Origin of the sequence: Flavobacterium sp. DSP2-3-1 (assembly GCF_049896865.1) — a bacterium.
In the GTDB taxonomy this organism is placed as follows: Bacteria; Bacteroidota; Bacteroidia; order Flavobacteriales; family Flavobacteriaceae; genus Flavobacterium.
In genome coordinates this window covers 134,015-148,295 of the sequence record NZ_JAFCVD010000012.1, presented here as the reverse complement: position 1 = coordinate 148,295, position 14,281 = coordinate 134,015, and the positions used below count along the sequence as shown (strand labels likewise).

Sequence of the window (14,281 nt, the reverse complement as noted above, 5' to 3'; positions counted from 1 at the left end):
AAAGTTCTGGAGGAACGCATGCGATTGAGATAGCCGTAAATAAAGAGTTTGAGTAAATCCGAAGGATGATAAGCAGGTCTTCCGTTTTCGACAAAATCGAAAGTAAATCCAAAATCAGCGAGTTTAAGACTGTCTACAAAAAGGTCTATGAGCCTGATTTCATTGTCTTGCGCAATGGCATCATCTATCGATGAGGCAAAAAGCGGGAGTTGGTTTCTATTGGTTCCGTTGATGAATTTCATACTTAAATGTACAAAAAATCAACGAGTTGCGCAAGTTATTTGAGCGATTTTTAATACAAATAAATTTATGGGGAAGAAGAGAGGTTATTAGACAGTTTGACGTCCCGCTACTACAGCGGGTTTGGGACTAAATTAAGCCCTATTTTCGGATTTGCCAAATCATCCCAAGTACAAAACCAAGTTTCAATTATGCCAATTACCCAAATCCGTTGTAGTAGCTGTTAGCCGTTCGGTTTTTTATAGGCTTAATGGAGTAAATCCCCAATCTTGCCGATATGATTTTACTTTTAATTTTGTTTGGGTATTATAGTTTAATTGATAAATTCTTGCATTTTTTTTATCTAAATAACAGTTGTAATTTGTTTGATATTTAACATGATGCCATTCCTTTTTCATTAATTCATAATTTTTGCGAAGTCTAATAAAAGATTCGTCGTGATTTTCATTTGGTATGTCTGAATTAGGAAAGATTGTTTTGTATACCAAAATACTATCACGCTCTTCTAAATTTCTGCAATTCAAAACGGAGAATAGTAGCTCGTTAATTATTTTGTATTCAAGAAGTTCTTTTTTTGATTTTTCGTCTTTTGTTAATTTATTTAAAACACTATTTAGCTCATTACTAAAAGTAGAGTTTACTTTTTTTACATTTTTGATTTCTTTGTCAAATGGAAACTGCCAATAATCTTTATATTTATTTGAAAAGAAAGGAATTGAATAACATTCTTTTTTTGAATTGATAAACACAATTATTTCTTGTTTCCCTTTTATACTGTCCGGTTCAGAAAATAATTGAATTTCAAAATCAAATTCTCCGTTTTTTACACTTTTAGTTAGTTTATAATCGTTTCCAAATGTTTTCTTGGTAGTTTTTAATTGGGGAAATTTTTCAATTACATTTTGAATCGATTCTCCAACATCAGTATTATTCTTTTCAGAGCAACTGATTGTTGTAATAAGAAAAAAGTAAAATAAATAATTGCAGATTTTCATTTGTTTCGTTTTTCTAAGTTCTGCCAAACTGACGGCTAACGTTCCCTTGCTACAAGTGGTTTGGGGTTTAATTAAGCCTTATCTTCGGATTTGCCTAAACATCCCAAACACAAAACCACTTTCAAATTAAGCCAATTGCCCAAATCAATTGTAGCAAGTGTTGGCGGTTCGTGCTTATTTTTCCATAATCCTTCTTTCCAATTCATTCACAAAGTTTTCTACTTCATTAATTGCAGTTAAAACTGTTTGGTTTGAAATGACAATTTCTTCCCCCTCTTTGTTTTTTCCATTTCTATGAACCATATCGTGACGGGTTTTTATGATTTTTATAAGCTCTCCAAATTCAGGAAATTCTACACCGAGAGTATCTTTATACATTCCTTGCACTTTTGGTAAATCATGGTAAATTACATCAACTAATTCTTTTTTGACGATGTCTTTAATTTGTTCTAATTTTTCATATAATTCGTTGAGAGTAAATTTTCTATTTCTTATATCTTTAAACGTCCTAACGAAATTTTTGAAATTATCATCATTGTCGAAAATTTCTTTAATCAATGTAGTTGAAAGATAATCTTCCAAACATGTAATTGTACCAGAAAAAATAAGCTTTTGTAATGTTCGTTGCAAATCAGCATTGCCAAGATTCGAATTATTTAAGGATTTTAAATTATCTATTTCCTTATTAAAAACATTTATAAATTCAAAGGTGCTTAAGATTGCATCAATTTGGTCATCGATATATTCATCATATTCATCTGCATTTTCAATAATCTCAAGAATATCTTCATCCTCAATATCAAATATTTCTATATAGCCATCTGCATAGCCAGCATTGACGCAGATGTCAAATTCCTTATCGCAATTGGGACAAATAGCATAACCTTCATTTTCATTATGAGAATCACTTGCTTTTTCGGCATCGAAATTTGGAGATGGAACTCCAATTTCTTCACTTAAGACTTCACTCTCACAATTATCACATTTAAATCTAACATTTATACTTTTTGTGCCAAAAGGGGAAAACTCTCTGTAAGCCATTTTTATTTAAATTTTATATTTTTGAATTCTTTCGTTTTTTCTAGCATGACCGCCAACGTACCGGCCGCTTGGCGAAGGGAAAAAAGGCCTTGACGGTGTCAAGATTTGGCCTTTTTTTCTTTCGCCAATCGGCCTGTTGGGGGAAGTTACTGATTTTTCAGTAATGGAGTTGGCGGTACTACTCCAATATTTTTCAATTCAATTATTTTAATGAAACTATTATTTATTGCGCTTAGCAAGCCTGCTAGGCGAAGTCAATAATAGGGTTTTTGGGCTCTATTTTTTTAGGATTTAAAGTTTTCAAAAAAAAAGGTCTTGACTTTGTCATTTTTTTTAGATAACTTAGCCAAGTCTTTACGTTGCCAAACGTTTGAAAGTGAACTTTATACGATTCTAATCGAAAGACTTGAAGCGAAATTCATTTCCCTTTTAAATCCCAAAAAATATCCCGAAAATTCATTGTGCAAATAACGCGTTGGACTCGCCAATTTTGTCCAACTTGTATATACTCGCTACAAAGTAGCGACAATCTACCCAATTTAGGATGTATAGTCGCTACGGAGTAGCGTATTTTCATCAAATGTATAAATAATATTTTTATTACAAATCATCAAAAGAACTTTTTATTTGTTGGATACTTTTTATACTTACGTGGGTATATATTTCGGTCGTTTTGCTGCTATTGTGTCCCAATAATTCTTGAATGTATCTCAAATCGGTTCCGCTTTCAAGTAAATGCGTAGCATAACTGTGGCGCAACCAGTGCAAAGTAACGGGTTTTCTAATTCCTGATTTTTGTATGGCTTGTTTTAAAACTTGTTGTAAGCTTCTATCATCATAGGGCTTTCCTTTGATTTGTCCTTCAAATAAATACGTTGTGGGTTTAAATACTTTATAATACTCCCGTAGCATTTCTAAAATTTTTGAGCTTAATGGGACTATCCTGTCTTTTTTGCCTTTTGAATTTTTAAGCAATACAATATTCCGCATCGAATCTATGTGAACGGGCTGAAGTGCCAATAATTCGCCACAACGCAGGCCACAACTATAAATCAATGAAAGCATCATTTTATGTTTGATATTGCTGTGGGCATCCAAGATAGATTTCACTTCCGCTTTACTCAATACGTTTGGTAATAACTTGGCTCTTTTAAACAGATGAATTGAATCGATGTCCATTTTGGCATCTCTAATTGTCATAAAAAAAAGTTTTATAGCATTGACCCCGTAAGATAAAAAAATAGTTGGATTCGATTTTTAAGGTATATTTTCCCATTCCCGGATTTTAAATATTTCTCTCTTCACGTAGCATCTTGTTGATTTAAACATTCTTCAAAATAAATTAATTTTATAGGCAATCTATATTTTGTAGACTGAACTTTGCCTGATTGATATTCATTAAGCCTATATTTTAAATCAGAAGTATAGCCAGTGTAAAATTGATTGTCTTTCTCACTAAGCAAAACATAAACATAATAATACATAAGTTCAATTTTTTTATCCAACGAGGTGAACAATTTGATTCTGGTATGAGGAGGAAAGCTTATTTTTTAAAATATACTCATTGTTGTAGATAATTACATCCTCATTAGTAATAGCCGCAACTGGTTTTTCTCGGTAGAAAATCAAAAAGGATTTCAAGGCATCGCTATAGGTAGTAATGGTACTTTCACTATACCGTTTAGAACACATCCATTGTTTGAATTTTTCGATTTGTGTTATTCCTTCGCTTGAAGGGAGCGAATTTGCAGGGGGCGCTATGTTAAAACGCACCCTGTTTTCCTCTGTATCTGGGAGGTGCCAAACCGTTTTTTGCTGGCTCCATCGTGCGCCTTCTATTTGTTTGATCCTGGCAATCAGGTCTTGATTTTTTTCAAAATAAACGGCAATTCTATTTTCGCTATTGTGTTTTATCAGTTTTGCTTCCCAAGTCATATTGTGTTGATTTTGAGATTGAAAGATACTAATTATTTTATAAATGGTTTTTGTTACAGCAAGGTTTTGTGTTGTATAACCGCTGTTTTGCGTGAGGGATTACTTCACTTTTTTGATATTTTTCATAGGAGTTCAGTGAACTTCGTTTGTAGTGAAAATCCTTTTATGAAGCACAGCGGAATAAAAGATTATAACGGATAGCCCGACCCGCTTTTTCAGCGGGTCACGCCCAAATTGTGAATAGTAGAATCAGTAGTGGTTTTTGTTATCCGTTAATTTTTACAGATAAAAGGTAGTGGACTTTGCGAAAAACTTTGCGAACTTTGCAGTCAAATAAATGAATATGAAAATAAATCCAAAAAACGGAATTGACAAGCTCATTTTCGGAATGAAACAAAATGATGTTACCGCAATTTACGGGAAACCGGACCGAAATTACAAGGACGAGGATGACAATGTGATTTTTGCTTATAATAAATTAAAAATGCGTTTGACCTTCTATGTGGAGGAAGATTTTAAATTAGGATATATTGTAGCATCTAGCCAGGAACTAGAGTTGTTTGGGTATAAAATAATTAATAGAAAAATCAGTGAGGTCAAAAAAGATTTAACCACTAAAGGAATTATTAAATTTACTCAGGAAGAGTTTGACACGTTCGAAAATTATTTCAACGAAGAAAACTGGATTATTTTTCAAACCGAATTTGAGGAAGTGGTGAAATTTGAGATTGGGGCAATTATCAATCAAAAAGACGAATTTGACTGGAAATTTGGAAAAAAATAATTGAAAATGGAATGCTGAGGAAGCGGATACTTTCCGGTTTCCAGTACCGCAGTCAATGTTCTTAGCGAATAAATTGTAAAAAGAAACCCGACAGATTTTGAAGTCTGTCGGGTTTTTTTATTGCATTCTTTTTAAATTTTATTGTTTTGGAGCGGGCTGTTTTTCTAGCATTTCCAATTCGAAAATAAGTGTTGCGTTCGGAGGAATAACACCACCGGCGCCTCTTTCTCCATACGCTAGATTTGATGGAATGAAAACCACGGCTTTGTCGCCAAAAGCCATATTGTCCAGTCCTTCAATAAATCCGGGAATCATACCTTCTTTTTTCCCGGCTTCAAAAGGGAATGCTTGGTATCCGTTTTGAGCGGCACGGTTAGCATCAAATTTTCCGTAAACTTTATTCACTTCTTCATAGCTGCTGTCAAATAGCGTTCCGTCCTCAAAATAACCGGCATAATGAAAATAAAATGTCGCTCCTTTCGCGGGTTTTACTCCAGTTCCTTTTTCAATTATTTTGTACGCTAATCCGGATGGAGTGGTGGTTGCAGTGGCTTTAGTCGCGGCTAAATACGCTTTTTTTGCTGCGATAATTGAGGATATTTTCTTTTGGTCTTCGGATTTATTGTTGAAATAATCAGCGAACACTTTTGGAGCATCAAATTTTTTGGCTAAAGCGCCTTTTCTTACGATGGTAATCTTAGTGATTACATCGTTTTGTGAAATGGAGTTTACGATATTCATTCCCTCTGTAACGTGACCAAAAATGGTGTGTTTACCGTCTAGCCAAGGCGTTTCTTTGTGGGTAATGAAAAACTGGCTTCCATTGGTAGTGGGTCCGGAATTAGCCATAGAAAGGATTCCGGGTTTGTTGTGTTTTAAGTCGGTGAATTCATCTTTGAACGCGTATCCTGGACCGCCAGAGCCATTTCCCGAAGGATCACCTCCTTGAATCATGAAGTCTTTGATGACACGGTGAAATTTTAAACCATCAAAAAAAGGTTTTCCTTTTAGCTTGTCATCAGTTACAAAGGTATTTTTTCCTTCGGCTAATGCTATGAAGTTAGCAACTGTTACCGGTGTTTTTTTGTATTCTAATTCCAGTACAATGTCTCCTTTATTGGTTGCAATTGTTGCAAAAATCCCCTCAATTACTACAGGAGTTTTTACGGTAGGCTTCACAGGTGTTTTTACAGTAGTTTTGACACTTGTTGCCGGTTTTTTAGCAGGAGTAGATTTCTTGATCGTTTGAGAATGTACGTTGACCATTCCCAGAAATAATAAAAACAGAATTTTAAATTTCATGTTGTACTAATTTAAAGGCTTATTTTTTTAAATATTATTGGGGCATTTTTTCTAATAATTCGATTTCAAAAATGATATTCGCATTGGGTGGAATTACCCCTCCAGCGCCCGCTGCTCCATATCCTAAGCGGGACGGAATGAAAATCACGGCTTTGTCGCCAAAAGATAATTGTTCCAGTCCTTCAATGAAACCAGGAATCATGCCATCTTTTTTGCCGGCTTGAAAAGGGATGGGTTGGTACCCGTTTTGCGCAGCTCTGTTTTCATCATATTTACCAAACGTTTTAGCCACATTTTCAATACTGGCATCAAATAATTCTCCGTCTTCCAGAAAACCAGCGTAGTGAATGAAAACATTGGCGCCATTAGCGGGTTTTTTACCACCGCTTTTTTGGGTAATTACGTATTGTAATCCGGTAGGAGTTTTTGTCGATTTCGTTTTCAAATTAGCGAAATAAGCAACCTTTTGTTCGCGAACATCTTTGTACTTTTCGTTGTATACTCTTTTGTTTTCAGCATCAACGGCAGCTTTTTTCTTTTGATTTTCAGACTCCACAGCAAAATAATCATTGAATATTTTAACGGCATTGAATTTTTTAGCAGCTTCACCATTTCTGATAATGATTACTTTATTGATGTAATCGTTTTGTTCAATTTTGTTGACTACATCCATTCCTTTTTCGACTACATGACCAAAAATCGTGTGTTTTCCGTCCAGCCAAGGCGTTGCAATGTGTGTGATGAAAAATTGACTGCTATTGGTTGTTGGTCCGTTATTGGCCATAGCCAAAACACCACCTTTGTCAAATCTCAAATCTGAGAATTCATCTTTAAACTTATATCCTGTATCTCCAGAACCTGTTCCAAGGGGGTCTCCAGTTTGTATCATGAAATCTTTGATGACTCTGTGGAATTTTAAGCCGTCAAAAAAGGGTTTGTTTTTAAGATTTTCATTAGTCACAAATTCATTTTTTCCTTCGGCCAAGGCAACATAATTTGCTACTGTAATTGGCGCTTTTTCAAAATCTAATTGTACTATAATGTCGCCTTTATTGGTTTCGATTTTAGCGTATAATCCGTCGGGAAGATTGTTGTATTCTTCTTTACAAGAGTAAAATGAGGCGATTACCAGGAATGCGAATAGAATCTTTTTTTTCATTTCTAAGTTGTTTTATTGAGTTATAGTGTCCGTAGTTTCAATTACGGCAGGAGTTTCTAATTTAACGGGTGGAGCAACGGTAGGTGTTTTTACTTTCAATTGACTTTCTTTTTTATACTGCGCCTCCGATTTGAAATCACGAAGCGTTACGGTGCAGATTAAAGGTTGGTTAGTCCCAATTTTTTTGTCATCGCCATGGTATCCGTATCCCATATTCGATGGGAAAAGGAAGTTGACCTTCTCGTTTTTACGCATCAATTTGATCCCGTCACGCAAGCCCATCATTATGTTTTGTTTGTCCACGTAATAAATTTGCGGTCTTAATTCTAATTCAGAATAGATAATGGTTCCTTTTAGATCTTTGATTTCGTAATCAAAAAAAGCGACATCTCCTTTTTTTGGCGTAAGCGTATCGATTTCATTTCTTGTTTCATACGAATACCAATATCCTTTTTTCGATGCCAGATAAACGACATTAGGATTGCTTTTGATCAAAGTCTGAATTTTCGTTTCCTCAGTGGCAACTAATTTTTTATTGCGGGCAATGGATTTCTTCATGAAACTCCCGGACGCTTGAGATATAGGTCTTCTGGCATCCTGTTGCTGTTTGCAGCTGGAAATTAAGAGCAACATAAAAAATACAATGGCGATTTGCTTGCTATTTTTCATAAAATTAGATGCTTAAATTGGTTACTAAATCTTCAAATTTCTTTTTTGTTTCTTCCATCGAAGCCTCTGATTTTCCTCCGGCAGCATTGCGATGTCCACCACCATTAAAATGATCTCTTGCAAATTGATTGACATCAAAATCGCCTTGGGAACGGAATGAAATCTTAATAATTTTTTCTTCTTTATTTTCTATAAATATAGCAGTAAAAACAATTCCTTTGATACTTAATCCGTAGTTTACAATTCCTTCGGTATCTCCTTTTACATAGTCAAATGAATTCAGTTCATCCTGAGTCAGCGTGGTGTAAGCCGTTTTATGTTCCGTTATTACAATCATGTTCTGAAGCGCTCGTCCCAATATTTGTAATCGTCCAAAAGAACTATTGTCAAATAATAAACTTGGGATTGCCGTGTTTTCAACACCTAAATCAATTAGTTCTGCCACAATTCTATGGGTTGTTCCCGTAGTTTTTGGGAAACGAAACGACCCGGAATCAGTCAGAATTCCGGTATAAATGCAGGTTCCGATGGTTTTATCGATTTCTTCTTTTTTTCCAAGAAATGAAATGAAATTATAAAGCATTTCACAGGTAGATCCAAACGAAGTGTCAGAGTAGGTGACCACAGCATAGTCATCTGGTTTTTGATGATGGTCTATCATTACAAAAGGAGCTTTGAGCTTGGCTAGAACGTGTTCCATTTCGCCCGTGCGATGCAAGGCATTAAAGTCTAACGTAAAAATAAGTTCTGCCTCTTCAAGAATTTTTGTGCAGTTTTGTTTGTCTTTTTCAAATATTTTAACGGTTTCTGCGCCTGGCATCCAAGCCAGAAAATCCGGAAATTCATTTGGAGAAACCACGACAGGATGATGCTTGTTTTTTAATAAAAAATGATACAAACCCAGTGTAGAACCCATGGCGTCTCCGTCAGGACCTCTGTGTGGGATTATGGCAATCTTTTTTGGAGTTGCTAATAACAACTGTATCGCTTGTATGTCTTGTATTTTCATAGTCTGCGAAATTACATTTTTTTAGTGTAATGTTGAAAACATTTAAACAATTAACAAAGTTTTAGAATGTTATAAAAAGTCGGTATTTTTTCTTTTCAATTTCTGATACAAATGGTATTTTGCCCCCTTTACAATTTGGGCATTATAAATTCCTACGGATCCAGAAGAAAGGTAAGCAATGCTGCACGCTAGACCAATGAAAATACCGCTTTCGATCCCGAAAAGTTCCATTCCCATAACCGTACAGGCAATAGGCGTATGGGTGGCTCCCGAAAAAACAGCCACTAATCCCATTCCTGCTAAAAGTGCTATTGGTAAGGGAACGATAAGTGATAATGTACTTCCTAAAGTGGCTCCAACAAAGAATAATGGCGTGACTTCACCACCTTTAAATCCCGCACCGAGTGTAAATCCCGTAAAAAGTATTTTCAATAAAAAATCATAGGAAGTATTTGGGTTCGAAAACGCATCAACTATCATAGGAATTCCAAGACCAATGTATTTTGTGGTTCCAATAAAATATACCGCCAAAGCTATGATGCATCCTCCTACAAATGGGCGAAGCGGTGAAAACGCTATAGTTTTTGAAAATAAATGATCCCAAAAATGAGTGCTTCTGGAAAAAAGCATGGCGGCCAAGCCAAATAAAACACTTACGATAATTACCCAAAATAAAGTCATGAAACTAATCTCTGGAACAAAAAGAATATTATAATGCGTGTGTTTTACGTGCCAAAGTTCCACTGTGAAAAAAGCGATGTAGGCAACAAAAAAGGATAATAGAATACTTTTAAAATTGATTTTACTAAAATAAACAACTTCTAAAGCGAATAATGCTCCTGTTAAAGGAGTTCCGAAAACAGAAGCAAATCCGGCGCTGATGCCCAGAATGAGTATTGTTTTTCTTTCGGATGCGTCAAGTTGAAATAGTTTTGTAAACTGGTCTGCAATGGCGCCACCCATTTGTACGGCGGTTCCTTCACGACCGGCTGAACCACCAAAAAGATGGGTGATTAAAGTTCCGAAAAGAATCAAAGGAGCCATTTTTATCGGAATTATCTTCTGTGGATTTTCGTATTCTTCCAGCAATAAATTATTTCCTTTGACAACTGATTTCCCCCAATAATGATAGCCCAATCCTATCAGTAAGCCGCCGATTGGCAATAGCCAAATGATCCAATTGTTCTTTTCCCTGATTTGGGTAGCCCACTCTAAAGCTACGAGGAAAAAAGCAGATGCCGATCCGGAAAAAACCCCTATTAAAATGCTGATGAAAAACCATTTGAATTGAGGCGATGGAGTTTTTTTAGTTTTCTCTAAATTCATTAGTGAAATGGACAAAGTATTTTTGCGAAAGTATTATAATCCTTCCTGAATCAATGGTTTTTGCGGGGCAATTGCGGTAAATTCAATTTCGACTAAATATTCAGGAGCTACCAGTTTATTAATTTCATAAAAACCGGTAGTAGGTTTTATGTCTTTAAAAAATTGAGCATGAGCTTTGGCTACGTCTTCAAATGTGGTAATGTCAGTCGTAAATATTCGGGTTCTGATGACGTCTTCCATACTTACTTTTAAGTCTTCGAGAACCACCTGCACGCATTCCAGTATGTTTATTGTTTGCGCATACGCATCATCCGCTTTTACTTTTTCTCCATCAACAATCGCAACCGTACCGGATACTTCAATAATATTTCCGATGCGTACCGCTCTGCAGTATCCCATTTTGTCTTCCCAAGGCGAACCGGTCAATATGTTCTCTCTTTTCATTTTAATAGTTTTTTAATAGTGTTGCGCGATAAAAATGCAATTTTTAGTGTGGCATACTATTTGCAAGTTAGAAAAAAAACGTGAAATATAAATACTGATTTTGGATTAAAAAAGTTTAAATTTAATCAAGGAAATTTTAGCTGTTTTATCTTTAAAAATGTAATAAAATGCAGATTTTGGAGTTATAAATGAAAGTTAAATTGTTGCCTGATTTTTGAATAAATACAATTGGTTTTTTATTTTTAAAATTTTTACAAGCACCGAATAAACTAATTTAGAAAGTTATGAAAAGGATTTTATTTTTAATGATTACCATCAGTATGTCTTTGAGCGGATATGCGCAAAACGAATTTAGTTCAAAATTTAAAGCGATTCCCCCTAAAAATAACGCACCGAAAATAAAAAAAACAATTCAGCCTAAAGTTGATATTCCTCCAATAAATACACCAAACGTATTTAAAAATCCGGAAATATTCAACCCGAATCCAAGTCTTTCTCTTCCCACCACTCCGGCAAATAATTTCTCCATGAGTCCGAAAAACGAGTTTATTAATCCTGGAGATGTTTATAAAGATAAGTGGAACAAAAAAGAAGAAAATAAGGATGGTTATGTATACAGAAAGAATCAAAATTTAGGTAATTTCTCAACAGGTTCTGTTACTGCTAAAGTAATGTATCGTGATGCGGCTTATGTAGATGGTGACCAAATCAGGGTATATTTGAATGATAAGGTTATTCAATATCAAGTAAACTTAGATAATGATTTTAAAGGTTTTGAAATCGTATTAGAAAAAGGGTTTAACAAAATTGATTTTGAAGCATTAAACCAAGGAAGTTCGGGACCTAATACAGCTGAATTTAAAGTGTATGATGACAAGGGCGCTTTGATATCAGCGAGTCAGTGGAATCTTGGAACTGGTTTCAAAGCTACAATAATCTTGGTAAAAGAATAAATACACACTTACAGAGAATAAAAAAAACCGTTGAATGTAACACTTACATTCAACGGTTTTTTTAATAGGATTCGGTGTTTCCTAAAAAGGATCTGCGGTAACTTGAAATTTAATATCTGCTTTTACAGATACATCTTGAGTTATTGTTTCTTTGGTAACTGCTCTTGTTCTTAATTTAAAACTTGAAGCTTTAACGTATTTATCTAATTTCGCAGTTGTACAGGTCAGATTTAAAGTATTTGAAGTAGAATTAATATCATCTAAAAATGCCAATTCAATTTCATCAGTGCTATTTGTAGAAATGTAGATGTGTATTGATTTCAAAAAGGAAAATGATTTATTGGCTGGATTTGTTACCGTCAATTTCATTTCTTTCAATTTTACATCTTTAACTAATTCTGCATTGGTATTGTTATTTTCAAATGCCGTACTGGAATTAGATGAAATATCGGGTGTCACTAAATCTAAAGCAGTATTCACAGGAAATCCTGATGGAATGGTTACAGTGGTTTGATTGTCTATTGAAAAAGTCAATAAATCATCAATTACACTGCATGAAACAGCTATTAGTGCAAAAATTGCAACGGCTATATAATTTTTTGTTTTCATCTTTTTGTTTTTTAGTAGATAATTAGGTTTGCAAATGTACTCTTTTAAATTTTAAAGCTAATTTCAGGATAAATCCAAATTTGACCTGCGAGACTACGGGTCTTTTAAATACAAAAGAGAAATTATTTCAACAGCTTAAAAGAAAATAAATATTTTTCAAAATTCAATTTTCCAATTCAAAATATAAAAAGTATTTTTGCGCATGCAACACAACGTACTTATTTTAGATTTCGGATCGCAATACACACAGCTTATTGCGCGTAGAGTTCGCGAATTAAATATATTCTGCGAAATCTTTCCTTACAATCATTTTCCGAGTGATTTATCATCTTATAAAGCAGTAATTCTTGGTGGAAGCCCTTTTTCTGTTAGAGGAGAAGATGCGCCACATCCAGATTTGTCTCAAATTAGAGGAAAGCTTCCTATGCTGGCCGTGTGTTATGGTGCGCAATATTTATCCCATTTTAGTGGAGGTGAAGTAGCGGCTTCAAATACAAGAGAATACGGTAGAGCTAACCTATCTTACATAAAAGAGAATGAAGTTTTCTTTGAAGGTGTTTCTGAAAACAGCCAAGTTTGGATGAGTCATAGCGATAGTATCAAAGTATTGCCAACCAATGGAGTAAAACTAGCAAGTACGCACGATGTGGAATTTGCCGCTTACAAAATTGAAGGTGAAACAACCTACGCGATTCAATACCACCCTGAAGTTTTCCATTCGACTGATGGATCAAAAATGCTGGAAAACTTTTTAGTGAAAATTGCGGAAGTTCCTCAAAACTTTACACCAAACGCCTTTGTCGAAGAAATGGTAGCCGAACTGAAAGAAAAATTACAAGACGATAAAGTGGTTCTCGGACTTTCTGGAGGAGTAGATTCTACCGTGGCGGCAGTTTTATTAGATCAAGCTATCGGAAAAAATCTATACTGTATTTTTGTAAATAACGGTTTGCTTCGTAAAAACGAATTCCAAAATGTATTAAATCAATACAAAGGAATGGGTTTGAACGTAAAAGGAGTTGATGCGGGTGATCGTTTCTTATCTGAATTAGCGGGTGTAAGTGACCCAGAAACCAAACGTAAAATTATCGGACGTGTATTTATAGAAGTTTTTGACGATGAATCTCACCTTATCGAAGATGTAAAATGGCTGGCGCAAGGAACTATTTATCCGGACGTTATTGAATCTGTTTCTGTAAAAGGTCCTTCTGCAACAATCAAATCGCACCACAATGTTGGCGGCTTGCCAGATTATATGAAATTGAAAATTGTAGAACCGCTTCGCATGCTTTTTAAAGATGAAGTGCGCAGAGTAGGAGCTTCATTAGGAATTGATCCTGAATTATTAGGAAGACATCCTTTCCCGGGACCTGGATTATCGATTCGTATTTTAGGGGATATTACACCGGAAAAAGTGCAAATTTTACAAGATGTAGATGCTGTTTTTATTGACGGATTAAAATCTTGGGGATTGTATGATAAAGTATGGCAAGCCGGCGCTATTTTACTTCCTGTAAATAGTGTAGGGGTTATGGGTGATGAACGTACGTACGAAAAAGTGATTGCATTACGCGCAGTAGAATCTACGGATGGCATGACCGCTGACTGGGTACATTTGCCTTATGAATTCTTGATGAAGGTTTCTAATGATATTATTAATAAAGTAAAAGGAGTCAATAGAGTAGTATATGATATCAGTTCAAAACCGCCTGCAACAATTGAGTGGGAATAATACGGTAGATTTTATATTTTTTAAACATTATTTTAGAATGTTCTTTACATAAACGGTATCAGATTTTTGGAATAAAATTTGAT

At 34.8% G+C, this 14,281-nt stretch carries 17 protein-coding genes; 3 read left to right on the top strand and 14 right to left on the bottom strand.

The features are described from left to right. From ACP7AT_RS14160 to ACP7AT_RS14130, 7 genes are all read right to left on the bottom strand, one after another. Positions 1 to 242: transposase (locus tag ACP7AT_RS14160; protein WP_426065038.1), on the bottom strand; the 242-nt coding region annotated here is incomplete at its 3' end. Between the two features lie 237 nt (positions 243 to 479). After that, positions 480 to 1,235, bottom strand: a complete 756-nt coding sequence (locus tag ACP7AT_RS14155) for a hypothetical protein (RefSeq protein ID WP_426065037.1) — start codon at positions 1,233 to 1,235, stop codon at positions 480 to 482. 71 nt (positions 1,236 to 1,306) lie between these two features. Next, positions 1,307 to 1,441: a hypothetical protein gene (locus ACP7AT_RS14150; RefSeq protein WP_426065036.1), complete on the bottom strand. Its 135-nt coding sequence runs from the start codon at positions 1,439 to 1,441 to the stop codon at positions 1,307 to 1,309. After that, the gene (locus tag ACP7AT_RS14145; RefSeq protein WP_426065035.1) at positions 1,410 to 2,276 is read right to left on the bottom strand and encodes a hypothetical protein; all 867 of its coding nucleotides are present in this window, start codon (positions 2,274 to 2,276) and stop codon (positions 1,410 to 1,412) included. Before ACP7AT_RS14145 ends, ACP7AT_RS14150 begins: the two co-directional genes overlap by 32 nt. Before the next feature lie 600 nt (positions 2,277 to 2,876). Continuing rightward, positions 2,877 to 3,476: a tyrosine-type recombinase/integrase gene (locus tag ACP7AT_RS14140; RefSeq protein ID WP_426065034.1), complete on the bottom strand. Its 600-nt coding sequence runs from the start codon at positions 3,474 to 3,476 to the stop codon at positions 2,877 to 2,879. Positions 3,477 to 3,577: 101 nt separating this feature from the next. After that, positions 3,578 to 3,760, bottom strand: a complete 183-nt coding sequence (locus ACP7AT_RS14135) for a GIY-YIG nuclease family protein (RefSeq protein WP_426065044.1) — start codon at positions 3,758 to 3,760, stop codon at positions 3,578 to 3,580. A 13-nt stretch (positions 3,761 to 3,773) separates the two neighbouring features. Further along, positions 3,774 to 4,211, bottom strand: a complete 438-nt coding sequence (locus ACP7AT_RS14130; protein ID WP_426065033.1) for a phage integrase N-terminal SAM-like domain-containing protein — start codon at positions 4,209 to 4,211, stop codon at positions 3,774 to 3,776. A 343-nt stretch (positions 4,212 to 4,554) separates the two neighbouring features. Between ACP7AT_RS14130 and ACP7AT_RS14125 the strand changes: the two genes are divergently transcribed. Then, on the top strand, positions 4,555 to 4,995 hold the full coding sequence (locus tag ACP7AT_RS14125; RefSeq protein WP_426065032.1) for a hypothetical protein: 441 nt from the start codon (positions 4,555 to 4,557) through the stop codon (positions 4,993 to 4,995). A 138-nt stretch (positions 4,996 to 5,133) separates the two neighbouring features. On the opposite strand, the gene ACP7AT_RS14120 is transcribed toward ACP7AT_RS14125, so the two are convergent. From ACP7AT_RS14120 to ACP7AT_RS14095, 6 genes are all read right to left on the bottom strand, one after another. Next, entirely contained in the window at positions 5,134 to 6,297 is a 1,164-nt protein-coding gene (locus tag ACP7AT_RS14120; protein WP_426065031.1) for a peptidylprolyl isomerase, read from the bottom strand. Positions 6,298 to 6,331: 34 nt separating this feature from the next. Then, positions 6,332 to 7,456, bottom strand: a complete 1,125-nt coding sequence (locus ACP7AT_RS14115; protein WP_426065030.1) for a peptidylprolyl isomerase — start codon at positions 7,454 to 7,456, stop codon at positions 6,332 to 6,334. A gap of 12 nt (positions 7,457 to 7,468) precedes the next feature. Further along, entirely contained in the window at positions 7,469 to 8,125 is a 657-nt protein-coding gene (gene gldI / locus ACP7AT_RS14110) for a gliding motility-associated peptidyl-prolyl isomerase GldI (protein WP_426065029.1), read from the bottom strand. Between the two features lie 4 nt (positions 8,126 to 8,129). Further along, entirely contained in the window at positions 8,130 to 9,134 is a 1,005-nt protein-coding gene (locus tag ACP7AT_RS14105) for a DHH family phosphoesterase (RefSeq protein WP_426065028.1), read from the bottom strand. Positions 9,135 to 9,203: 69 nt separating this feature from the next. After that, positions 9,204 to 10,460, bottom strand: coding sequence for a voltage-gated chloride channel family protein (locus ACP7AT_RS14100; protein ID WP_426065027.1), 1,257 nt, complete (start codon positions 10,458 to 10,460; stop codon positions 9,204 to 9,206). A 33-nt stretch (positions 10,461 to 10,493) separates the two neighbouring features. Next, positions 10,494 to 10,904 carry a RidA family protein gene (locus ACP7AT_RS14095; RefSeq protein ID WP_426065026.1) on the bottom strand — a complete coding sequence of 137 codons (411 nt, stop codon included), beginning with the start codon at positions 10,902 to 10,904 and terminating at the stop codon, positions 10,494 to 10,496. Between the two features lie 284 nt (positions 10,905 to 11,188). Here ACP7AT_RS14095 and ACP7AT_RS14090 point away from each other — a divergent pair, with 284 nt between their 5' ends. Then, on the top strand, positions 11,189 to 11,857 hold the full coding sequence (locus ACP7AT_RS14090; RefSeq protein ID WP_426065025.1) for a hypothetical protein: 669 nt from the start codon (positions 11,189 to 11,191) through the stop codon (positions 11,855 to 11,857). Between the two features lie 81 nt (positions 11,858 to 11,938). Here ACP7AT_RS14090 and ACP7AT_RS14085 read toward each other — a convergent pair whose 3' ends face one another. Continuing rightward, a complete protein-coding gene (locus ACP7AT_RS14085; protein WP_426065024.1) occupies positions 11,939 to 12,466 on the bottom strand; it encodes a hypothetical protein in 528 nt (175 codons plus the stop codon). Positions 12,467 to 12,668: 202 nt separating this feature from the next. On the opposite strand from ACP7AT_RS14085, the gene guaA reads away from it, so the two are divergent. Then, on the top strand, positions 12,669 to 14,198 hold the full coding sequence (gene guaA, locus ACP7AT_RS14080) for a glutamine-hydrolyzing GMP synthase (RefSeq protein WP_426065023.1): 1,530 nt from the start codon (positions 12,669 to 12,671) through the stop codon (positions 14,196 to 14,198). Positions 14,199 to 14,281: the final 83 nt, after the last annotated feature.